The following is a 20301-nucleotide window of genomic DNA, read 5'->3' as shown; positions in this document are numbered from 1 at the left end:
GTACGCATTGTCGAACCGGGCCGGGGCGGAAACAACGCAGAAGTTCTTCGCTGGCGGAATAGAAAAACTATCCATGACCACACCGGCCTACCTGAATGCACTGCGCGCCTTCGATGCGGCGGCGCGGCACCAGAGCTTTTCCGCTGCGGCGGCGGAGCTGAACGTCACCCCGGCCGCGGTCGGCCAGCAGGTACGCAATCTCGAGTCGTGGTTGGGCATTGCCTTGTTCGCCCGGGCGAGCAGCGGCAGTGCGCGACTGGTGCTGACCGATGCGGCACGCGCGGCGCTGCCGGATATTCGCGAAGGCTTCGAACGGTTGACGGTGGGGCTAGCGCGGCTGAAGGACGCCGGTGTGCACGCCGGGCTGACCATCACCGTCAGCCCGGCTTTTGCCGCCAAGTGGCTGTTGCCGCGCATCGAGCGCTTCCAGCAGGCCTATCCGGACCTGGATGTGCTGCTGGACACCAATGCGCGTTCGGTGGACTTCCAGGCCGAGCGAATCGATGTCGGCGTGCGCTATGGCGGCGGAAAATGGCCCGGTCTGACGGCGGTGCGGCTGATGGACGAGGTGATGTTCCCGGTGTGCTCGCCGGACTTCGCACAGCTCATGGGCGGAACGCTCTCTGCCGCGGCGCTGGAGGGCAGCATGCTGATCCATGACCTGTCGATGGCCAACGAGCCGGATTACCCGACCTGGCGCATGTGGCTGGATGCGTCGGGCTACCCGCAGATCAAGGCGAACCACGGGCTGCGCATCAACAACTCGGCGGCGGTGCTGCAGGCGGCGATGGAAGGGCAGGGACTGGCGCTGGCACGCAGCGTGATGGTGCGCGACGACCTGGCGGCGGGCCGGCTGATCCGCCCCTTCGCCGACAAGGGCCTGGATTGCCCGTTGACCCAGGCCTACTACGTGGTCTATCGCCCGGAGTGCGGCGAGCTGCCCAAGGTGCGGGCATTCCGCGACTGGGTGCTCGGCGAGGCCGGGGCGTTGGCGTCAGAAGCCTAGGTCGGGCGCCGCGTCCTTCACCCACAGGCAGGCGCCCCGGTTGCCCGCCACGCCGGCCAGCTCCATGCCGGGAGGCAGGCGCATCCAGCTCAGGGGATGCAGCCGCAGCTCGCTGAGCGTCATCCAGCCCTGCAGGACCAGTACTTCCAGCCCACGTGGATTGGCGTGTCGCCAGTGGCCACCGGGTTCGATGACCTGCAGCCAGACCCGCTCATCGTCACTTTCGAACAGCGGCTGGCCATGGCCTGGTAGCGTCGGCACGACGACCTGTTCGTGGTCATGGTCGGGGAATTGCCGCAGGCGGACGAAGATTACACAGCCCTCGGTCGAGCCCGGCGAGTGCCGGCTGCCGGGCGGGTTACGCACATAGGTGCCGCCCGGGTAGCGGCCGTGCTCGTCCTCGAAGGTCCCTTGCAGCACGAGGAATTCCTCGCCGCCAGGATGGCCGTGGCCAGGGAAGCGGCTGCCCGGTGCGTATCGCACCAGACTGGTGGCACGGGCACGCTCGCCGCCCACGCGATAGAGCGGCAGCCGCTCCACGCCGGGCTGCGGGGAGGCGATCCAGGGCTGGGCGGCGCCGTGGCGGATCGCCCGTTGCGACAGGTCGTCGTGGAGGCGTTCGGGAATCACAGCTCGGCCCTGCCGCCATCGACGAGGATTTCCGCGCCGAGCATGTAACTGGAGGCATCGCTGGCGAGGAACAGCACCGCGGCGGCGATTTCCTCGGGGCGCCCCATGCGTCCGATTGGCGCCTGGCGGCCGACACGCTCGGCGTATGCGCGGAAGTCCTCTTCGGTCTGCCCCGGACTGCGGTGGATTGGCGTTTCGATGGCGCCGGGGCTGACCGCGTTGACGCGGATCTGCCGCTCCAGCAGTTCCGCCGACAGTGTGCGGGCCAGCGAGCGCGCCGCTGCCTTGGATGCCGACAGCAGGGCGCGGCCGGGCGTGCCCACCTGGTTGAGCCAGGAGGTATTGAGGATGATCGAGCCGCCGTTGCGCAGGATCGGCTCCACGGCTTGCACGGAGAAGAACAGGCCCTTCAGGTTGATGTCCATCAGGCCGTCGTACTGCTCTTCGGTGGTGCTCGCCAACGGCGTCCCGTAGGCGACGCCGGCGTTGGCGAAGAAGATGTCCAGGGCGCCGAAGGCATTGCGGACTTCGCCGGCCATCTCCTGCAACTGCTCGCGCGAGCGCACGTCGCAGGCCAGGGTAAGCAGGTCGGCACCGAGCTCCTTGCGGGCGGCGGCCAGCCTTGCGGTGTCGCGTCCGGTGATGGCGACGCGGGCGCCGTTGTCGAGGAGCAGGCGGGCCGTAGCGAGGCCGATGCCGGAACTGCCGCCGGTGATGAGGGCTGTCTTGCCTTTGAGCATGGAAATCTCCTGTCGAGTGGGGCAACCGGTGCGAGTCCGGCGCAGGAACCATGATCGACAGGGGCGGGCAGGGCCGCGACCGATTAAATCTTCGCGCCCGGCAAAGAAAAGCTTTATCGCGGGGGCGAGGGCTGGGTGTCCGGCCCGATCTCCCATGGCGCACCGTCGGCGAACTGCGCCTCGATCCATGCCTTGAACACTTCGCTGGTGGCCGAGCTGTAGCGCGCCGAAGGGCGCACGAAGTAGATGCCGGCGGCGGCGTCCAGTTGCCAGTCTGGCAGCACCCGCACCAGGCGACCGGCGTCGAGGTCGTGCTTCATCAGCCATTCGCCGCCAGCGAGGATGCCTACGCCCAAGCGCGCCGCCGAGAGCAGGGCCTCGTTGTCGTTGCTGTGCAGGTTGCCGCTGACGCGGACGGTCTGCTGCCGGTTGCCGTTGGCCAGCTTCCAGTCCGGCCAGGAGTGCAGGCCGGTGAAGCCCAGGCAGTTGTGGGCGGCGAGCTCAGCCGGCGCTCGCGGGGTGCCGTGGCGCTCCAGATAGTCGGGTGCTGCGCAGAGGATGCGCCGCAGGTCGCAGAGCCGGCGGGCCAGCAGTCGGCTGTCGGCCAGCTCGCCGATGCGGATGGCGGCGTCGAAGCCTTCGGCGATGAGGTCGACGAAGCGCTCCGAGTACTCCACTTCCAGTGTCACCTGCGGGTGCTCGAGGACGAAACGGGAGAGGATCGGGCTCAGCCACAGCCGGCCCATGGCGGCCGGCACGGCGAGTTTCAGGCGGCCCTGGACCTGCGCCGCGCTGCGGGTGGCCTGGTCCTGGGCTTCGGCGATCAGGCTGGCGGCCTGGCGCAGGCGTTCCACCAGGCGCTGGCCTTCGTCGGTGAAGCGCAGCTGGCGGGTGGTGCGCTCCACCAGCCGCACGCCCAGGCGTTGCTCCAGCGCGCCGAGGCGTTTGGACAGCACCGATGGGTGGCGTTGCAGGGCGCGGCCGGCGGCGGCAAAGGAGCCGTGCTCGGCAAGCGCCAGGAGGGTGGCGAGTTCGTCGGCCTGGCGACTATCGAACAGATCCATAGGGCTCCCGATTCGGCGAATCCACCAGGGCGGCTGCTCGCGGTGGTGGTCATGGCGTGAGCACGAGGGCCCCTTCGGAGCGGCCTTCGTGCAGGTCGGCGTGGGCCCGGGCGACTTCCGCCAGCGGGTAACGACGCCACACACGAGGCTGGATGATACCGTCCGCGACGGCTTGCAGGACGTCGTTTGCACGCTGCTGGTATTCCTCGGCAGAGGCGGTGTGCGCGGCGAGCGAGGGGCGGGTGAGGAACAGCGAGCCCTTGGCGTTCAGTGTGGCGACTTCCACGGCCGGCGGCGCGCCGGAGGCCATGCCGAAGCTCACCAGCAGGCCGCGCGGGCGCAGGCTGTCCAGAGAGGCTTCGAAAGTGGCGCGGCCGATGGGGTCGTAGACCACGTCGACCCTGTGCCCGTCGGTGACCTCGCGGACCTGTTCGGCCAGCGTCGCGGCATCGAACACCAGCACTGCGTTGCACCCGGCGGCGCGGGCGCGTTCGACGCTCTGCGGCTTCGACACCACACCGATGACGAAGGCGCCCAGGTGCCTGGCCCAGGGCACCAACAGTTGCCCCAGCGCGCCGGCGGCGCCATAGATCAGGACGCGGGAGCCGGGGCCGACCGGCCAGGTGGACTTGAGCAGGTATTGCGCGGTAATGCCCTTGCACAACACGGCGGCGGCGTCCTCGAAGCTGACGGAGTCCGGCAGCTTCACCAGGCGCTCCGCCGGGTACAGGCGGGCGCTGGCATAGGAGCCCAGCGGCCCGGTGGCGTAGGCGACGCGGTCGCCGACCTGCACGTTGGTCACACCTTCGCCGAGGGTGGCCACGGTACCTGCGCCTTCCAGGCCGAGCGTGGAGGGCAGCGGCACCTTCACCGCGCCGGAGCGCTGGCTCAGGTCCAGCGGGTTGACGCCAATGGCGGCCTGTTCCAGCCAGACTTCGCCGGGACCGGGTTGTTGCACCTTGGACTGTTCGAGTTGGAGGACTTCCGGGCCGCCGAAGGCTTGCAGTGATACGCGGGTGGGCATGGTGTTCCCCTGACTGGTGATGGTGCCCACCAGTCTAGGGATGTGCCCGTAATGAACCAGACAGGGCGGATGCAGGACATAGCTGCACGCTGTGCAGTAATCCGCCGGGCCTGCTCAGGCTTTGACGTGCTGGGCGAAGGCCAGGTGGTAGCCGTTGCAGTCGCGCACGCCGAATTCCTGCGAGCCGTAGGGCATGTCCTGCAGTGGCCAGGCGATCTGCGCCCGGTCCTTCACGGCGGCGAAGTAGCGTGCGACGTCGGCGAGTTGCAGGTAGATCGTGCCTGAGCAACCGGCCTCGCGGTCCCACAGGTCCTGGGCGGTGAACAGCAGTCGGCAGTCCTCCAGTTGCACGGTGAGCGTGCCCTCGGCGGAGTCGGTCACGCTGAAACCGAGCGTGTCGCGGTAATGCTCGCGGGTAAGCCCGAGGTCGTGGCAGTGCAGCAACAGGGTCAGCGGCATGGGAGCTCCGGCGGTGGGCGCGAAGCCGCAATCATGGCACAGGGGTCAGCGCAGAATCACCCGCAGCAGCGAAACCAGCGCCGCGCCGAACAAGGGCGAAATCCAGATGCCGAAGGTCTGCAGGACGAACTGCCGGGCGTACGTCAGCAGTTCCATGTCCGCAGAGGGGACACCGAGGCTGTGCCGGCAGTAACCCAGGACGGCGACGATGAAGCAGGTGCCTGCCAGCACGCCAAGCGCTCGCCACATCAGCCCTCGTTCACTGGCATAGGACAGCAGGGCGCCACAGAACGCGCCGCTGAGCGCCACCAGAATCTCGAAGGTGAATTCGGGTTCGGCAAACCATCGGTTACCGTTCAGCCCGATGATATTGCCGATCTGCCAGCCGGCGAGGCTGCCCACCAGCAGCGCCAGGGCGAGCCACGGGAAATAGCGCATTACCGTGTTGTTCTGCATCGGGGAGGCCCCCTGAAAATCATCGATGATGGCAAAAGAGCAGTATAGCGGGCGCCCCGGCGTGCGCCGGTTCAGCGACGGATGGTGAAAGCGCTTACTTGCGCAGGATGTAGACCCGCACGCCGTCCACGCCGGGGACGACGTTGTAATGGCGTATCTGCGAGAAACCCAGGCGCTGGAACTCGCGCTCCAGGGACCGGGCGCTGGCGAAGTCCGGGCCGCCGGGATGCGGATCCGGGCCGCAGGGGCAGGCCTGGTCCGCCGCGAGGGCAGGGCTGGAGTGGTCGACGCGGGCGAACAGGATCACGCTGTCGCGGGTCACGGGAATCCACTGGTTCAGCAGCCGGATGTTCTGCCGGTTGCAGGCGCTGTGCGGGATTTCCGGGAGCAACAGGCAATCGACCGAACCCTTGCGCAGTTCGGCGTTTTCCTGCGGGGCGGGCAGGTCCCTGATCCGCCGCTTCATCGCCTCGGGCAGTCGCCGGTGGGCGTCGGCCAGCGTGTCGCCGGACGGGCAGGTCGCCACGATGACGCGGTTGCTGTGCTCCAGCAGCACCGGCCAGGCGGCGCCGGGCAATTGCGAGACCTCCAGCACCAGGATCGGCTCCTCGGCCATGCGCAGGGCCAGGCGCAGCAGGCGCCTGAGGCGCCACTGACGGACGCGTTGGCAAAGACCTGTGCCGAATGCGCCGCCGGCAACGACGCCGTTCTCTCGAGGAGTGATGGAGGAAAACACGCGTTGGGGTTCGTTCATGGAGGCGGACTCGTCAATTGCCTCCATTGTCGAATCGCGCGATCAAGGTCTCGTCAAGGACATGTGAAAAAGACGTGGTCGCCGGGGAATTTCGAACCCTGTAGCGCCGTCGCTGAACGTGACCGGTTTCAGGTCGCCGGTAATTCACGAAACCGGCAGCTCCATTTGACGAATTCTTTTCCTTTCGACTTGTAGAGTCCCGCCCCGACTGCCGCTTTCGGCCACCTCCTGCGCTGCCTTTCGTCCAGTGCGACGGACCTTTACAAGGGACACCCCATGCAACTTTTCCGCTCGGCCCCGACGCGCTTCCTGGCGCTGGTTGCCTTGCTCTGGCTGATCGTCTTCTTCCTGACCCGCCTGGTCCTCCTGGTGAGCCACTTGCCCGAGGTGGGCGCCGGCCATGTCGGGGTCTTCGTCATCGGCCTGCTCTATGACCTGAGCTTCCTGGTCTATGCGTTGTTGCCGATGGGCGTGGTCCTGTTGCTGATGCCCGCGAGGGTCTGGCGCAGCGCCACCTGGCGCTGGTTGCTGACGACCACGTTGTTCGTCAGCGTCTACGTGATGCTTTTCACCGCGGTGGCCGAATGGCTGTTCTGGGACGAGTTCGGCGTGCGCTTCAACTTCATCGCGGTCGACTACCTGGTGTACTCGGACGAGGTGCTGAACAACATCCTCGAGTCCTACCCGATCGGCCTGCTGCTGAGCATCCTCGCGGCCATTTCGCTGGTCGTGACGCTTGCGCTGTTCAAGGTCATCGGCCGCCTGCGTGACGCTGAGGTGGCGTCCCTGCCGCGCCGCCTGCTGGGCTGCGTTGGTCTGGTGGTGCTGGCGCTGGTGGCCGGCCTGCTGGTGGACCAGGATTCCCCGCGCGGCCAGGGTGGCAACACCTACGCCCGCGAACTGGCGAGCAACGGGCCCTATCAGTTCTTCGCCGCCTTCCGTAACAACGAGCTGGACTACCCGCAGTTCTACGCCACCCTGCCGGCGCAGCAGGTGACCCAGGAGATACGCGCCGAACTGGCCGAGCCCAACGCCCGCTTCACCGGCGACGATCCGATGGACATCCGCCGCACTATTGCCAACGCCGGAACACCCAAGCGCTACAACATCGTCCTGGTGACCATCGAGAGCCTGAGCGCCAAGTACCTGGGCAGCAACGGCGACGGTCGCAACCTCACGCCCAACCTCGACGAGCTGCGCCGCAACAGCCTCTACTTCAACAACTTCTACGCCACTGGGACCCGCACCGACCGCGGCCTGGAGGCCATCACCCTGTCGATCCCGCCGACGCCGGGCCGCTCCATCGTCAAGCGCGTCGGCCGCGAGAGCGGCTTCGCCAGCCTCGGCCAGCAACTGAAGAACGTCGGTTACGACGCCGTGTTCCTGTATGGCGGCCGTGGCTACTTCGACAACATGAACGCCTTCTTCGGCGGCAACGGCTACCGCATCGTCGACCAGTCCAGCGTCCAGGAGTCGGACATCCACTTCAAGAACGCCTGGGGCATGAGCGACGAAGACCTTTACGCCCAGGCCATCAAGCTGGCGGACGAGGACAACGCGCGCCAGCAGCCGTTCCTGCTGCAGCTGATGACCACCTCCAACCACCGCCCGTACACCTACCCGGACGGCCGCATCGACATTCCCTCCGGCGAGGGCCGCGAGGGTGCGGTGAAGTACACCGACTACGCCATCGGCCAGTTCCTCAAGGCGGCGAAGGGCAAGCCCTGGTTCGACAACACCCTGTTTGTGTTCGTCGCCGACCACACCGCAGGCAGCGCCGGCAAGGAAGACCTGCCGGTGGCGAACTACCAGATCCCGCTGTTCATCTATGCGCCCAAGCTGCTGCCGACCGGTGAGCGCGGCGAGCTGGCGAGCCAGCTGGACCTGGCGCCGAGCCTGCTGTCGATCCTCAACCTGAGCTACACCTCGACCTTCTACGGGCGCGACCTGATGGTGCCGAACGCGCTGCCGCCGCGTGTGGTGATCGGCAACTACCAGCACCTGGGCCTGTTCGACGGCCAGGACCTGGCGATCCTCAGCCCGCGCGGCGAACTGCGCCGGCACAACCAGGCGCTGGGCGCGAGCACGGAAGTGCCGGCGAAGACCGACGATCCGCTGGTGGATCGGGCGATCAGCTACTACCAGTCGGCGAGCTACGGCTTCACCCATCACCTGCTGGACTGGAAACCGGCGGCGGGGCAGTAAGCCCCCAGCTGGCAGGTATCGCGCCATGCGATACCTGCCAGCGCGAAATACGCCACTTGCCGGCGCGGCGCTTGGGTATAAGTCGCCCATGCGCTACCGACGTCTGGACCTCAACCTGCTGGTCGCCCTGGATGTGCTGCTCGAAGAGGGCAGCGTCAGCCGGGCGGCGCAGCGTCTCAACCTCGGCCAGTCGGCGACCAGCGCCGCGCTGGGCCGCCTGCGCGAACATTTCCAGGACCCGCTGCTGGTGCCTCTGGGCCGGGGCCTGGAGCTGACCGCGCTGGCACGTCAGCTGGCGCCGAAGGTGCGCGAGGTGCTGAGCCTGGCCGGGGAGGTGGTGGAGACATCCACTGCCTTCGACCCTGCACGCTGTGATCGGCGGTTCACCCTGGTGGCTTCGGACTATGTGGCGGCGACCCTGCTGCCGGCGGTCAGCCGTGAACTGGCGCGCCGGGCCCCGGCTGCCTCGCTGGTGCTGCGTGACCTGCCGCTGCCGCGCGACGGTGATGTGGTGGCCGAGGCGCTGGAGTACCGGCGCAGCGACCTGGTGATAGTCCCGCAGCGGCGGATCAACCCGCGTTACCCCCATGAGGCGCTGCTCAGCGATGAGCTGTGCTGCATCGTCTGCTCTCATTCGGCGCACGATGAGCTGCTGAGCCTCGGCGGTTATTGCGCAGCCGAGCACGTGGTGCGCGAGTTCACCGATGGCCAGAACCTGTCGCTGGATACCCAGCATCTGCGCGAGATCGGTATCGAGCGGCGGGTCGCAGTGGCGGTGCAGAGCTTTGCCCTGATGGCCGAATTCGTCGTCGGCACGCCGCGAATCGCCACGCTGTTCCGCCGCCAGGCCGAGTCGCTGGCGCGGCGTTATCCGCTGCGCGTGTTGCCGGCGCCCATGGAGTTCCCGGCGGCGGCGCAGGTGCTGCAATGGCACCCGCAGCAGGCGTTCGATCCTGCACTGGCCTGGCTCCGCCAGGTGCTGGCGGAGCAGGCCGCGCTGCTCGATCAGGATTGAGTATCGCCCGTCTCGCCGTGCAGCCCGAGTTCCGCAATGGCCAGTAGGGCGCAGCGCTCGTCGTTGTCCGAGGTATCGCCGCTGACGCCGATGGCGCCCAGCAGCCGGCCTTCGTCATCGCGCAGGAGAATGCCGCCGGCCACCGGGATCACCTCGCCGCCAGTGAGGCTGTTGATCGCATCGAAGAACGCCGGCATGGCCTGGGCGCGGCGTGCCAGTTCGCGGCCGCCGAAGCCCATGCCCAGGCAGCCGCGCGCCTTGCCGGTGGCGATCTGCGGACGGAGGAAGCTGGCCTGCTCGTCGCGCAGCACGGCCAGCGGGTGACCGGCCGCATCCAGCACGGCGGCGGCCAGCGGGCGCACGCCCTCGGCGCGGGCGTGACGCAGGGTGACAGCGGCCAGGCGCGTGGCCAGTTCGAAGTCGAGATGGGTCATGTTCACTGGCTCCATTTGCCCAACTGGGCGACCCGGTCGCGGGTGTAGAGATCGGTCCACTTCAGCGAGTTGAAGTCCGACACCTGCTTGGGGTTGTAGGGGGTGCGTTGCAGGCGTACCGGCTCGCCGGCCTTGTACACGGCCTGCAGTCGGTTGCGGTCCTGAAGGATGCGGATGTCCTCCAGTGGCGAGCCGTCGAGGATCAGCAGGTCGGCCTGCTTGCCCGGCTCCAGGGTGCCCAGGGTTTCGCCGCGGGGCATCAGGCGCGAGCCGACATTGGTGGCGGCATAGAGCGCTTCGGCGGGGGTGAAGTCCAGCCGGCGCACCAGCAGTTCCAGTTCGCGGGCGTGCCATTCGCCATAGGGCGTCACGGCGAAACCGCTGTCGCTGCCGCAGGCGAAGGGAATGCCGGCGGCCTTGGCGCGCTTGAGCACCGGGGTGCCCAGTTCCAGGGTACGCGCGCAGTAGCCGGCGTAGCCGGTGGCGATGGCCGGATCGTGGGGCTGGCAGAAGTCCACGGTGTTCTGCGGGAAGGTCATGGTCGGTGCGAGCACGCTGCCGGCTTCGAGCAGCGCCTCGATGCAGGCGTCGTCCATGTAGAAGGCATGGAAGACCAGGTCAACGCCGGCCCTGGCCGCGTACATTACCGCTTCGCGACCGTAGGCGTGGGTCGCCACGCGGCAGCCCAGGCGATGGGCTTCCTCGACCATCTCGCGGGTTTCGTCGGCGGTGAAGGCGGCGATGATCTCGCCATTGGGCCGGCGGTGTGTGCCGTCCATGGCGATCTTGATCAGGTCGACGCCGTCCTTGGCCTGCTTACGGATTTCCGCGATGGCCTCGGTGCGACTGGTGACCAGCGCGGCGGTGAAGTATTCCGGTGCGCCGACGCGGCTGGGGAACCAGTCGTTGAGGCTCTGCCGGTTGGTGATCACGCGGCTGCTGGCGGCGATGCGCGGGCCCTCGAAGAGCCCGGCGTTGACCGTGTTGCGCACGGCGATGCTGAGCTGGCCGCTGTCGCCGGGACAGACCATGGAAGTGACGCCGGCGGCGAGCACGTGCTGGGCGAAGAACAGCCCGCGCAGGGCGCGGAATTCGTCGCTGGTCCAGATATCGATGTCTTCCTCGCTCTGGGCGTTGCCGAAGGCCAGGTGGGTGTGCACGTCGACCAGCCCCGGCATGACGAAGTCGCCGTGGACCTCGCGGTCCCCCGGAGCCGGGCGCGGCGCCTCGGCCGTCGGCCCGACGTGGCGGATCACGCCGTTCTCGATGATCAGTGTCTGTCGCTGGCGCGTTTCCAGGCCGGTGCCATCGAACAGGGTGGAGCAGTGCAGGTGCAGGGCGCCCATGGTCGGACTCTCCTCGTCTTGTTGTTTGCCGGCAGGCTAGGGTGGGCGTGCCGGCCGGCACCATCAGATGCTGTCGATGGGCACCCATCGATGCGGTCGATACCTGGCGCAGGCTGCGTGGTTCTTGGGCTTCAGAGGAGGAAACGGTGCTGTCGGGCGGGTATCGGGAGTGGCGATGCCTGGCATGGCGATCGGCGATTTTTCCTCGGGCGCCGGCGGGGGCGAGGATGCGCCCGCCCATCAACCACCAAGGGAAAATCCCATGAAGGCTATTCGTGATCTGTTGCTGAACCTGGAAGCCGAACGCCAGCGCGCCCTGGTCGAGGAGGACCACACGCGGCTGGACGAACTGTTCGCCGATGAGTTGCTGTACGTGCACACCACCGGGTTGGTGCAGGACAAGGGGCAGTACCTGGACTACGCCCGCCATGCTGTGCGCTACCTGGCGGTGGAGCGTGGCGAGCTGGCGGTTCGTCTGTTCGGCGATGGCCTGGCGCTGATGAGCGGCCCGCAGTGCAACCTGCTGCAGAAGCGTGGCGGCGGCGAGCCGGTGCGTGCCGAGGGTTTTGCCACGCAGCTCTGGGTGAAGGGCGAGGAGGGCTGGCGTATCGCGTCGTTCCATGGCACCCGCGCGCCGGCCTGACCCGGCATTCCCTGTAGGAGCGGGCCATGCCCGCGATCGCGCCCATGGGGCGCTCCTGCAGGGCAGCGAGCAGCAAGAAAACGGCGCCGATGGGCGCCGTGGAGGGCGGGGCCGACACCCCGCGGGAGCAGCGCCGGGTGACCGGCGCAAGGGAGGTCAGGCGGTGTGGCCGCCGAGGGTTTCGGCGATCCAGTCGGCGATGTAGTGACCGGCGTTGATGCTGTTGTCGAAGCTCGAATGCTGCACACCGCCTTCGCGCTCGGTGAAGATCTTCAGCTCGCGTTTCGGGCTGTTCACCAGCTGTTCGTAGGTACGGTGCGCCCACTTCAGCGGAATCTGCGAGTCCTTCTCGCCGTGGGTGACCAGGAAGGGCACGCGGATGCGCTCGAGCACGCCATCCAGGTGCACGTTCTCGGCGATCGTCATGAATTCGTCCATATCCTTCGCGCCCCAGACCCACTGCACGTGCGCCCAGTAGTGCGGCACCGGGAAGTTGCCTTCCTTCTCCAGACGGCGCTTCTGCACGTCGCGCCAGTCGTGGTTGGCGCCCCAGACCACGCCGCAGGCGAAGCGCGGCTCGAAGGCCACCGCGCGCGGGCAGTAGTAGCCGCCCAGGGAGACGCCTTCCAGGCCGATGCGCTTGGGATCGACTTCGGGGTGGGTTTCCAGCCAGTCCACCACGCGGCTGGCCCAGTGTTCGCTGTCGTAGCGCGCAGTCAGGCCATGCAGGCGCAGCGCCTCGCCGGTGCCGGGCTGGTCGATGATCAGCGAGGACACACCGCGCTTGGCGAGCCACGCCGGCAGGCCGACGCGGTATTTCATTTCCTTGGTCGAATCCAGGCCGTTGACCTGCACCAGCAGCGGCGCCGGGCCGTCGACGCCCTCGGCGCGCACCAGCAGGCCGGAGAGGTGCTTACCCTCATAGGGGATTTCCACCCGCTCGCAGTTTTCCTTCGACAGGTCGATGCCGCGCGCGAAGGTCTCCAGGAACCGCTGGTACAGCGCCTCGCGGCCGGCAGCGCCGTGGGCTTGCAGGCGTTCGCAGGTGAGGTAGTAGGTGGCGGCGCGGTTGTATTTCTCCCCGGCGGAGAGGCGGCGGCCGGCGGCCTCGTCGTCCTCTGCCAGGGCGCAGAGCTTGTCGGCCATCTTCGCCCAGGTCTCGCGGAAGGCCTGGGTACCGGCGGCGTCGGGCTGTTTGGCGGCCTCCTGCAGCGGAGCACACATCTCCTCGATTTCGCCCAGGCGGGCGCCCATCTCGATGGCCAGGTCCACCGAGAGATTCCAGACGTAATTGGTGGGGAAGTAACGGAACATTCTTCTTGTCCTTCTGCGGTCGTTGAGTCCGGCGCCCGGAAACAGCGGCAGGCACGCAGGGCGCGGTTCGAAGGCAAGGTACGCAGGCGGGCAGGGGCGGGGCCAATCGTGAGTGGGGATGCGAGGTATCGTGAAACGCGATGCCCCGGCGCCGTTGCGGCGGCCGGGGTGATAACTGGCGTCAAGCGCTGGCGCGCAGGGCATCCGGTGGCTGGTCGACACTCTGGATGAAGTCGCGGATGCGCTCGCGCAACCAGCGGTGCATGGGGTCGCCCTCCATGCTGCGGTGCCAGAGCATGAACTCGCGCATCACCGGGATCTTCACCGGCGGCGGCAGGATGCGCAGCGGCAGGTAGCGCGCGTACAGCTCGGCCAGGCGACGGTGCATGGTCGCCACGCGCTGGGTGCCCACCAGCAGTTGCGGCAGGGTGTTGAAGTCGTTGGTGATCACTTCCAGGCGGCGATTGAAGCCGTACTGGCTCATGAACCAGTCTTCGATGCTCAAGTGCCGGTTGCGCCCGAAGCCCACCGAGATGTGGCCCATCTGCATGTACTGTTCCAGTGTCAGGACGTCGCCGACCTCGGGGTTGTCGCGCCAGACCACGCAGACGTGATCCTCCTCGAACAGCAACTGCGCCGGATGGCCGTCGATGACGTAGCGCTCGGGCGCGATCATCAGGTCGAGCTCGCCGCGCATCAGCATCTCGGCGGTGTTGTCGCCGGGGCTGAGCATCTCGAAGGTGATGTGCGGCGCCTCCTGGTGGATCTTCTGGATGACCTGGGCGAACAGCACGCTGATCAGGTAGTCCGAGGTCACCAGGCGGAAGTGGCGCTTGCTGCTGGCGGGGTCGAACACCGGCTTGGAGGTGATCGAGGAGCGGATGGTCAGCAGCACTTCGCGCACCGGCACGGCCAGCTCCAGGGCATAGGGCGTGGGCTGCATCTTGCGCCCGACCTGCACCAGCAGTTCGTCCTCGAAGAAGGTGCGCAGGCGCCCCAGCACGCCGCTGGTGGCCGACTGGGTCATGTGCAGGCGTTCGGCGGCACGGGTGATGTTCTGCTCTTCGAGCAGTACATCCAGCGCCACCAGGAGGTTCAGGTCCAGGTGGTGAAAACGCATGGCGATGGCTCACGGTTCTTGTAGTTATTTTCGCGATACCTTCGGGCCGCATTGCCGATACGTCAATAGCACTCTGCCTTCCCTGCGCGGCTAACGCCCTGCGTCATGGGCCGCGCTGCAGGTATCGCGATTGCCGATGCCTCGCATCCCCACACGCGATTGGTCAGGGCGCCGGGCAAGCCATCAACCTGCGCTCCAGTCGAGCGGCCGACGAGCCGCGGCGACCCACCACCGGCGACCCCCTGCCCGGCGCCGAACATAATTTCAATGGAGTGGTAGCCATGAACATTCTTGGACTCGACGCGCTGGTATTCGGCGTCGACGATATCCAGGCCTGTGCCGATTGCCTGCGTGACTACGGCCTCACGGCCGCCCAACTGGATGCCGACGGCGGCCGTTTCGAGGCGCTGGACGGCACCGCGATCATCATCCGCCGGGGTGACGATCCGAGCCTGCCGCCGGCGCTCGGGCCAACCCCGTCGCTGCGTGAAACCCTCTACGGCGTGGCGTCCACCGCAGACCTGGAAGCCATCGCCGACGAACTGGGGCGTGACCGCGAGGTGCGCCGCGACGAGAACGGCGCGCTGCACAGCGTCGACGACCTGGGCTTCGCCATCGCCTTCCAGGTTTCCTGGCGCCGCACCTTCGAAGCGCCGGCCGATCTGACCAACGCCCCCGGCAGCGCGCCGCAGCGCCCGCTCAACCAGCTGGGCATCACCCCGGACATGCCGGCGCAGCCGCGCACCCTGTCCCACGTCGTCTACTTCGTGCCCGACGCGGCCAAGGGCGAAGCCTTCTACCGCGACCGCCTGGGCTTCGTCACCACTGACAGCTTCGTCGGCGTCGGCCCCTTCATGCGCACCGCCGGCATGGACGACCACCACTGCCTGTTCATGATCCAGACCCCGCCGCACATGCAGGGCTGCGAACACTTCACCTTCCACATGGGCAGCGGTACCGAAGTGCTGCTGGCCGGCACGCGCTTCCAGCAGAAGGGCTGGACCAGCTTCTGGGGCCCCGGCCGCCACCTGCTGGGCTCCAACTGGTTCTGGTACTTCAACAGCCCGCTGGGTTGCCACATCGAGTACGACGCCGACATGGACAAGCACGACGACGCCTGGGCCGCACGCCAGGCGCCGATGTCGGCGGACAACTCGCAGCTGTTCCTCTTCACCTCGCGGGAGAAATGGGCGCCCGGCGGCCCGCCGCCCAAGCAGGGCTGAGCCGTGGATTGCGTGGCGCTGTGCCGGCTCGACGAGCTGGGCGAGGGGCAGTCGCGCGGCTTCGACCCGCAGGGCAGGGGCGCGGACAGCCTGTTCGCCCTCCGTCACCAAGGTCAGGTGCGCGTGTACCGCAACCTCTGCCCGCACCTGTCGGTGCCGCTGGAGTACCGCAAGGACCGCTTCCTCAGCGCCGATGGCCAGTGGGTCATCTGCTACGCCCACGGCGCGCGCTTCCGCCCGGTGGACGGCGCCTGCGTGCACGGCCCCTGTCGCGGGGAAGTGCTGCCGGCGCTGCAACACCGCGAGGCCGACGGCTGGCTGCTATTGCCGCTGGCGCAACTGGACGCCTGAGGTATCGCGCCGCGCGATAGGTCGCATCCACGGACGCGATTAGTCAAAGCCTGGCCCCGCCGGGAAGCTGTGCCCCGGGCACGCAGAACGGCCGCCGCGCAGAACGTGGCGGACAACAAGAACAAGACGTGAGAGATGCCATGAATACTGTGAGCAATGTGCTGATCGTGGGCGGCGGGATTGGCGGGCTGTGCGCCGCCATCGCCCTGCGCCGCAAGGGAGTCGCGGTCGATCTGGTCGAGCTGAAGACCGAGTGGACGGTCTACGGCGTCGGCATCATCCAGCAGAGCAACGTGGTGCGCGAGATGCACCGCCTTGGCCTGCTCGACGCCTACCTGGATGCGGCCTACGCCTTCGAGGACGTGGCCATCTACACCACGCAGGGCGAGCAGCTGGCGCGCATTCCCGGCCAGCGCCTGGCCGGCCCGCAGTACCCGGCCAACGTCGGCATCTCCCGTCGTGCGCTGCACAAGGTACTGAGCGAGACCGCCATCGAACTGGGCACCCAGGTGCGCCTGGGCACTTCGGTGGAAAGCCTCGAACAGGACGCCAGTGGCGTCGATGTGCTGTTCAGCGACGGCAGCCAGGGCCGCTACGCGCTGGTGGTGGGGGCCGACGGTCTGTTCTCCAGGGTGCGCGGCCTGCTCTTTGGCGATAAGTACCAGCCGCGCTTCACTGGCCAGTCGGTGTGGCGCCACAACTTCCCCCGCGCCGCCGGCATCGATCACCTGGCCAACTACCAGGGACCGTCGGGCAACGCCGGCCTGGTGCCGCTGGCCGACGACCTGATGTACCTCTTCACCACCTCCCACGAGCCGGGCAATCCCTGGATGGACCCGGCCAGCCTGGCTGACGGCCTGCGCCAGCGCCTGGCCGGCTTTGGCGGGCTGATCGGCGAGCTGCGCGAGCAGATCGGCGACAGCAGCGAGGTCGTCTACAAGCCGCTGGAAGCCGTGTTCGTCGATGAACCCTGGTACCGCGGCCGCGTGCTGCTGATCGGCGACGCCGCCCACGCCACCACGCCGCACCTGGGCCAGGGCGCCGGCATGGCCATCGAGGATGCCGTGGTGCTGGCCGAGGAGCTGACCGCTGGCGGCGAGCTGGAAGACCAGCTGCAGCGCTTCATGGGCCGCCGCTTCGAACGCTGCAGGTTCATCAGCGAGATGTCCCTGCTGGCCGGCGAGAAGGAGATCCAGCGCGACCCGTCCTTCGATCGCATCGGCCTGGTCAAGCAGATGCTGGAGGTCACCGCGCGCCCCATCTGATCTCTCCGCCCGGCGCGCCCTGCCTAGATGGCGCGCCATGGCCCGGGTCACCCACAACCGCCAACACCGACGCACAAGAACAAGAAAGAGGAAACCCCGATGTTGACTCGCACGCGTGCAACCGCGCGGCCGCTGCCGCCGCTCAAGCCCATCACCCTGGCGCTCCTTGCGCTGGCCGCCAGCCACGCCCAGGCCTTCGAATTCGACACCGGCAACCCCGACCTGCGGGCGCGCTGGGACAACACCCTGAAGTACAGCGCCGCCTGGCGCACCCAGGATGCCAGCAGCAAGCTCACCGAAGGCCAGACTGCGCTGAACCTGGACGATGGCGACCGCAACTTCGACAAGGGCCTGATCTCCAACCGCCTGGACCTGCTCTCCGAGCTGGATATCACCTATGGCAACGTCGGTGCGCGGGTCAGCGGCGCAGCCTGGTACGACGACGTCTACAACCGCGGCACCGACAACAACGATCCAAGCCGCGCCAACAGCTACTCGGTGGATTACGACGAGTTCACCGACGACACCCGCACCCTCCACGGGCGCAAGGGCGAGCTGCTGGATGCCTTTGTCTTCGGCAAGACCGAGATCGGCGAGATGCCGGTTTCCGGGCGCCTGGGCCGCTACGCCATGCAGTGGGGCGAGAGCCTGTTCTACGGCATGAACGGCATCGCCGGCGGCATGGCGCCGATCGACGTGGTCAAGGGCCTGTCGGTGCCCAATACCCAGTTCAAGGAACTGATCCGCCCGGTGCAGCAGGTCTCCGGCCAGCTGCAGCTGACCCCGGATGTGTCCCTGGGCGCCTACTACCAGTTCGAGTGGGAAGCCAACCGCCTGCCCGCCGCCGGCAGCTACTTCTCCAACGACGACTTCTTCGGCGACGGCGGCGAGCGCATGTTCATCGGCGCGCCGGTGATGCCCGGCGGCCAGCCGCTGGCCTTCTACCGTGGCAACGACAAGGAGGCCAAGGACTCGGGGCAGGGCGGCGTGCAGTTGCGCTGGCGCACCGAGACGGTGGACTGGGGCGTCTACGCCATCCGCTTCCATGACAAGAACCCGCAGCTCAACGTGCGCCCGGACTTCGCCAGCCTCAACCCGGTGACCGGCAAGGCCGGCGAGTTCTACTGGGTCTATCCCGAAGGTATCGAGGCGTTGGGGGCGAGCTTCTCTACCACCCTGGGTAACTTCAACGTGGCGGGCGAGCTGTCCACCCGCTGGAACCAGCCGCTGGCCTCCACCAGCCAGCATGCGCTGGCGGTGGGCGAGGCGATCGACAACGACGACGACCCGGTCTACGCCACCGGCCGTACCTTGCACGCCAACTTCTCCTGGCTGGCGAGCCTGGAGCCGAACTTCGTCGCTGCCGAGTCGAGCTTCCTCGGCGAGATCGCCTGGAACCGGGTGATGAGCGTGAGCCAGAACGCCGATGCGGTCGACCCCAACGCCGACCGCGACGCCACCAGCCTGCGCCTGGTGTTCGAACCGATGTACCGGCAGATCTACCCCGGCCTCGACCTCTCGGTGCCCATCGGCGCGAGCTACACCAACGGCGCCTCCGAGGCGCTGGGCACCGGCTTCGGCACCGACCATGGCGGCGACCTGAACATCGGCCTGAAGGGCAACTACCTCAACACCTGGAGCCTGGGCCTGACCTACACGCACTACTACGGCCCGGAGAACACCTTCCTCGACGCCGACAACCACTACACCTTCGAACAGTCGCTGAAAGACCGCGACTTCATCGCCTTCACCGTCAGCCGCACCTTCTGACCGAGGACTGCCCGATGAAACACAACAAGAAAGTCGTTTCCCTGCTCACCGCTTTGAGTGCCTCCCTGCTGTTTGCCCATGGCGCCTTTGGCGCAGTGTCCACCGAGGAGGCGGGCAAGCTGAAAACCACCCTGACCCCGCTGGGCGGCGAGCGCGCCGGCAACGCCGACGGCAGCATCCCGGCCTGGACCGGCGGCTACACCCAGGTCGACCCGGCCTACAAGGACGGCGGCAAGCGTGGCGATCCCTTCGCCAGCGAAAAGCCGCAGCTGACCATCACCGCGCAGAACATGGCGCAGTACGCCGACAAGCTGACCCCCGGCATCCAGGCGATGCTGAAGAAGTACCCGGACAGCTACCGCCTGGAGGTCTACCCGACCCACCGCAGCGCTGCCGCGCCGCAGTCGGTATACGACGCCACCTTCGCCAATGCCACCAGCGGCAAGCTGGTGGAGGGCCCCGCCGGGCCGATGCCCGAAGGCGCCGCCGGGGGCATTCCGTTCCCGATTCCGGGCAACGGCGTGGAGGCCATCTGGAACCACCTGCTGCGCTGGCGCGGGGCTTCCTGGCACTCGAACTTCAACCAGTACCTGACCACCGCCGACGGCAAGCACGTGCTGACCAACGACTCGCGCGGTGATTTCCAGATGCCCTGGTACCTGCCCGGCGGCAGCGGCGAGAAGGGCGTGTTCTGGTCCATCCGCATGATCAACGACGGCCCGCCGCTGCGCGCCGGCGAGGCCATTACCGGCCTTGAGAACCTCAACGCAGACAAGGCTGCCGTGTGGACCTACCTGCCCGGCCAGCGCCGCGTGCGCCGCCTGCCCAACGCCTGCTGCGATACACCGACGCCGGCCACCGCCGGGGTCATGAGCTTCGACGAGCTGTACGTGTTCAATGGCCGCGTCGACCGCTTCGACTGGAAGCTGGTGGGCAAGAAGGAGATGTACATCCCCTACAACGCCAACAAGGTGTTCACCGCCGCCAGCGCCGAATCGATGCTCGATGCGCACCACCTGAAGTCCGACGCCATCCGCTGGGAACTGCACCGTGTCTGGGTGGTGGAAGCGACGCTCAAGGACGGCCAGCGCCATGTGATGCCGAAGAGCACCTACTACCTGGACGAGGACACCTGGGCCGCCGTGCTCGGCGAGCGCTACGACGCCCGCAACCAGCTGGCCAAGGTGGTCTGGACCTCGCCGGTGGTGATGCCCGACCTGCCCGGCGTGGTGACCCTCACCAACGGCTTCTACGACCTGCTCTCCGGGGCCTGGTTCGCCGGCGACCTGTTCGCTGGCAAGAGCGAGCAGTACCGCATCGTGCCGCCCTACAAGGACTCGGTGTTCACCGCCGACGCCATGGCCGGTGAGGGCGTGCGTTAAGAGGGGTAGGTCGATCACCTGTAGGAGCGGGCCCAGCTCGCGATTGCGGGCACCGCCCGCTCCTGCAGGGAGCTACGTCGCGATCCCGGCTGTACCGATT

General features: G+C 67.6%; 20 protein-coding genes. 9 read left to right on the top strand and 11 right to left on the bottom strand.

Features of this window, described 5'->3' with window-relative positions:
* Nucleotides 1-73: 73 nt before the first annotated feature.
* A complete protein-coding gene (gene gcvA / locus IB275_RS18930; RefSeq protein ID WP_192294900.1) occupies nt 74-1006 on the top strand; it encodes a transcriptional regulator GcvA in 933 nt (310 codons plus the stop codon).
* Here the strand turns inward: gcvA and IB275_RS18925 are convergent.
* The 7 genes from IB275_RS18925 to IB275_RS18895 form a co-directional block, all read right to left on the bottom strand.
* Entirely contained in the window at nt 995-1636 is a 642-nt protein-coding gene (locus IB275_RS18925; RefSeq protein ID WP_151187613.1) for a cupin domain-containing protein, read from the bottom strand. The genes gcvA and IB275_RS18925 overlap by 12 nt on opposite strands.
* Nucleotides 1633-2376: an SDR family oxidoreductase gene (locus IB275_RS18920; protein ID WP_192294899.1), complete on the bottom strand. Its 744-nt coding sequence runs from the start codon at nt 2374-2376 to the stop codon at nt 1633-1635. The genes IB275_RS18925 and IB275_RS18920 overlap by 4 nt, the downstream gene beginning before the upstream one ends.
* 113 nt (nt 2377-2489) lie before the next feature.
* A complete protein-coding gene (locus IB275_RS18915) occupies nt 2490-3440 on the bottom strand; it encodes a LysR family transcriptional regulator (RefSeq protein WP_192294898.1) in 951 nt (316 codons plus the stop codon).
* A 49-nt stretch (nt 3441-3489) separates the two neighbouring features.
* Complete coding sequence (locus IB275_RS18910; RefSeq protein WP_192294897.1) at nt 3490-4464, bottom strand: quinone oxidoreductase family protein; 975 nt, start codon at nt 4462-4464, stop codon at nt 3490-3492.
* Nucleotides 4465-4578: 114 nt separating this feature from the next.
* Nucleotides 4579-4923 (bottom strand): VOC family protein, encoded by a 345-nt coding sequence (locus IB275_RS18905; RefSeq protein WP_192294896.1) that lies wholly within the window; start codon nt 4921-4923, stop codon nt 4579-4581.
* 45 nt (nt 4924-4968) lie between these two features.
* A complete protein-coding gene (locus IB275_RS18900; protein WP_192294895.1) occupies nt 4969-5379 on the bottom strand; it encodes a hypothetical protein in 411 nt (136 codons plus the stop codon).
* 94 nt (nt 5380-5473) lie between these two features.
* Complete coding sequence (locus IB275_RS18895) at nt 5474-6133, bottom strand: hypothetical protein (protein ID WP_192294894.1); 660 nt, start codon at nt 6131-6133, stop codon at nt 5474-5476.
* 276 nt (nt 6134-6409) lie between these two features.
* On the opposite strand from IB275_RS18895, the gene IB275_RS18890 reads away from it, so the two are divergent.
* A complete protein-coding gene (locus tag IB275_RS18890; protein WP_192294893.1) occupies nt 6410-8338 on the top strand; it encodes an LTA synthase family protein in 1929 nt (642 codons plus the stop codon).
* Between the two features lie 88 nt (nt 8339-8426).
* Nucleotides 8427-9353 carry a LysR family transcriptional regulator gene (locus IB275_RS18885; protein WP_192294892.1) on the top strand — a complete coding sequence of 309 codons (927 nt, stop codon included), beginning with the start codon at nt 8427-8429 and terminating at the stop codon, nt 9351-9353.
* Here IB275_RS18885 and IB275_RS18880 read toward each other — a convergent pair.
* Both IB275_RS18880 and IB275_RS18875 read right to left on the bottom strand, forming a co-directional pair.
* A complete protein-coding gene (locus tag IB275_RS18880) occupies nt 9344-9787 on the bottom strand; it encodes a GlcG/HbpS family heme-binding protein (protein WP_192294891.1) in 444 nt (147 codons plus the stop codon). The genes IB275_RS18885 and IB275_RS18880 overlap by 10 nt on opposite strands.
* 2 nt (nt 9788-9789) lie before the next feature.
* Complete coding sequence (locus IB275_RS18875) at nt 9790-11133, bottom strand: metal-dependent hydrolase family protein (RefSeq protein WP_192294890.1); 1344 nt, start codon at nt 11131-11133, stop codon at nt 9790-9792.
* Between the two features lie 262 nt (nt 11134-11395).
* On the opposite strand from IB275_RS18875, the gene IB275_RS18870 reads away from it, so the two are divergent.
* On the top strand, nt 11396-11776 hold the full coding sequence (locus IB275_RS18870; protein WP_081518489.1) for a nuclear transport factor 2 family protein: 381 nt from the start codon (nt 11396-11398) through the stop codon (nt 11774-11776).
* Nucleotides 11777-11932: 156 nt separating this feature from the next.
* On the opposite strand, the gene IB275_RS18865 is transcribed toward IB275_RS18870, so the two are convergent.
* Both IB275_RS18865 and IB275_RS18860 read right to left on the bottom strand, forming a co-directional pair.
* Nucleotides 11933-13090: an alpha/beta hydrolase family protein gene (locus tag IB275_RS18865; RefSeq protein ID WP_192294889.1), complete on the bottom strand. Its 1158-nt coding sequence runs from the start codon at nt 13088-13090 to the stop codon at nt 11933-11935.
* 181 nt (nt 13091-13271) lie between these two features.
* Nucleotides 13272-14210 (bottom strand): LysR family transcriptional regulator, encoded by a 939-nt coding sequence (locus tag IB275_RS18860; RefSeq protein WP_192294888.1) that lies wholly within the window; start codon nt 14208-14210, stop codon nt 13272-13274.
* A 281-nt stretch (nt 14211-14491) separates the two neighbouring features.
* Between IB275_RS18860 and IB275_RS18855 the strand changes: the two genes are divergently transcribed.
* The 5 genes from IB275_RS18855 (at nt 14492) to IB275_RS18835 (ending at nt 20201) form a co-directional block, all read left to right on the top strand.
* Nucleotides 14492-15433: a VOC family protein gene (locus tag IB275_RS18855; protein WP_081518486.1), complete on the top strand. Its 942-nt coding sequence runs from the start codon at nt 14492-14494 to the stop codon at nt 15431-15433.
* A 3-nt stretch (nt 15434-15436) separates the two neighbouring features.
* On the top strand, nt 15437-15784 hold the full coding sequence (locus IB275_RS18850) for a Rieske (2Fe-2S) protein (protein WP_138214667.1): 348 nt from the start codon (nt 15437-15439) through the stop codon (nt 15782-15784).
* 140 nt (nt 15785-15924) lie between these two features.
* On the top strand, nt 15925-17049 hold the full coding sequence (locus IB275_RS18845) for an FAD-dependent oxidoreductase (RefSeq protein WP_151187601.1): 1125 nt from the start codon (nt 15925-15927) through the stop codon (nt 17047-17049).
* A 99-nt stretch (nt 17050-17148) separates the two neighbouring features.
* A complete protein-coding gene (locus IB275_RS18840) occupies nt 17149-18819 on the top strand; it encodes a DUF1302 domain-containing protein (RefSeq protein ID WP_192294887.1) in 1671 nt (556 codons plus the stop codon).
* 14 nt (nt 18820-18833) lie between these two features.
* Complete coding sequence (locus IB275_RS18835) at nt 18834-20201, top strand: DUF1329 domain-containing protein (protein WP_192294886.1); 1368 nt, start codon at nt 18834-18836, stop codon at nt 20199-20201.
* The last annotated feature ends 100 nt before the right edge of the window (nt 20202-20301 follow it).

It is taken from the genome of Pseudomonas sp. PDM21 (assembly GCF_014852505.2).
Classification (GTDB): Bacteria; Pseudomonadota; Gammaproteobacteria; order Pseudomonadales; family Pseudomonadaceae; genus Pseudomonas.
This window is presented reverse-complemented; position numbering and strand designations above follow the sequence as displayed.

What these genes read in the sequence shown, in the direction of transcription:
- gcvA (WP_192294900.1), top strand. Translation starts at nt 74, where the DNA reads ATGACCACACCGGCCTACCTGAATGCACTGCGCGCCTTCGATGCGGCG.
- IB275_RS18920 (WP_192294899.1), bottom strand. Translation starts at nt 2,376, where the DNA reads ATGCTCAAAGGCAAGACAGCCCTCATCACCGGCGGCAGTTCCGGCATC.
- IB275_RS18915 (WP_192294898.1), bottom strand. Translation starts at nt 3,440, where the DNA reads ATGGATCTGTTCGATAGTCGCCAGGCCGACGAACTCGCCACCCTCCTG.
- IB275_RS18910 (WP_192294897.1), bottom strand. Translation starts at nt 4,464, where the DNA reads ATGCCCACCCGCGTATCACTGCAAGCCTTCGGCGGCCCGGAAGTCCTC.
- IB275_RS18905 (WP_192294896.1), bottom strand. Translation starts at nt 4,923, where the DNA reads ATGCCGCTGACCCTGTTGCTGCACTGCCACGACCTCGGGCTTACCCGC.
- IB275_RS18900 (WP_192294895.1), bottom strand. Translation starts at nt 5,379, where the DNA reads ATGCAGAACAACACGGTAATGCGCTATTTCCCGTGGCTCGCCCTGGCG.
- IB275_RS18895 (WP_192294894.1), bottom strand. Translation starts at nt 6,133, where the DNA reads ATGAACGAACCCCAACGCGTGTTTTCCTCCATCACTCCTCGAGAGAAC.
- IB275_RS18890 (WP_192294893.1), top strand. Translation starts at nt 6,410, where the DNA reads ATGCAACTTTTCCGCTCGGCCCCGACGCGCTTCCTGGCGCTGGTTGCC.
- IB275_RS18885 (WP_192294892.1), top strand. Translation starts at nt 8,427, where the DNA reads ATGCGCTACCGACGTCTGGACCTCAACCTGCTGGTCGCCCTGGATGTG.
- IB275_RS18880 (WP_192294891.1), bottom strand. Translation starts at nt 9,787, where the DNA reads ATGACCCATCTCGACTTCGAACTGGCCACGCGCCTGGCCGCTGTCACC.
- IB275_RS18875 (WP_192294890.1), bottom strand. Translation starts at nt 11,133, where the DNA reads ATGGGCGCCCTGCACCTGCACTGCTCCACCCTGTTCGATGGCACCGGC.
- IB275_RS18870 (WP_081518489.1), top strand. Translation starts at nt 11,396, where the DNA reads ATGAAGGCTATTCGTGATCTGTTGCTGAACCTGGAAGCCGAACGCCAG.
- IB275_RS18865 (WP_192294889.1), bottom strand. Translation starts at nt 13,090, where the DNA reads ATGTTCCGTTACTTCCCCACCAATTACGTCTGGAATCTCTCGGTGGAC.
- IB275_RS18860 (WP_192294888.1), bottom strand. Translation starts at nt 14,210, where the DNA reads ATGCGTTTTCACCACCTGGACCTGAACCTCCTGGTGGCGCTGGATGTA.
- IB275_RS18855 (WP_081518486.1), top strand. Translation starts at nt 14,492, where the DNA reads ATGAACATTCTTGGACTCGACGCGCTGGTATTCGGCGTCGACGATATC.
- IB275_RS18845 (WP_151187601.1), top strand. Translation starts at nt 15,925, where the DNA reads ATGAATACTGTGAGCAATGTGCTGATCGTGGGCGGCGGGATTGGCGGG.
- IB275_RS18840 (WP_192294887.1), top strand. Translation starts at nt 17,149, where the DNA reads ATGTTGACTCGCACGCGTGCAACCGCGCGGCCGCTGCCGCCGCTCAAG.
- IB275_RS18835 (WP_192294886.1), top strand. Translation starts at nt 18,834, where the DNA reads ATGAAACACAACAAGAAAGTCGTTTCCCTGCTCACCGCTTTGAGTGCC.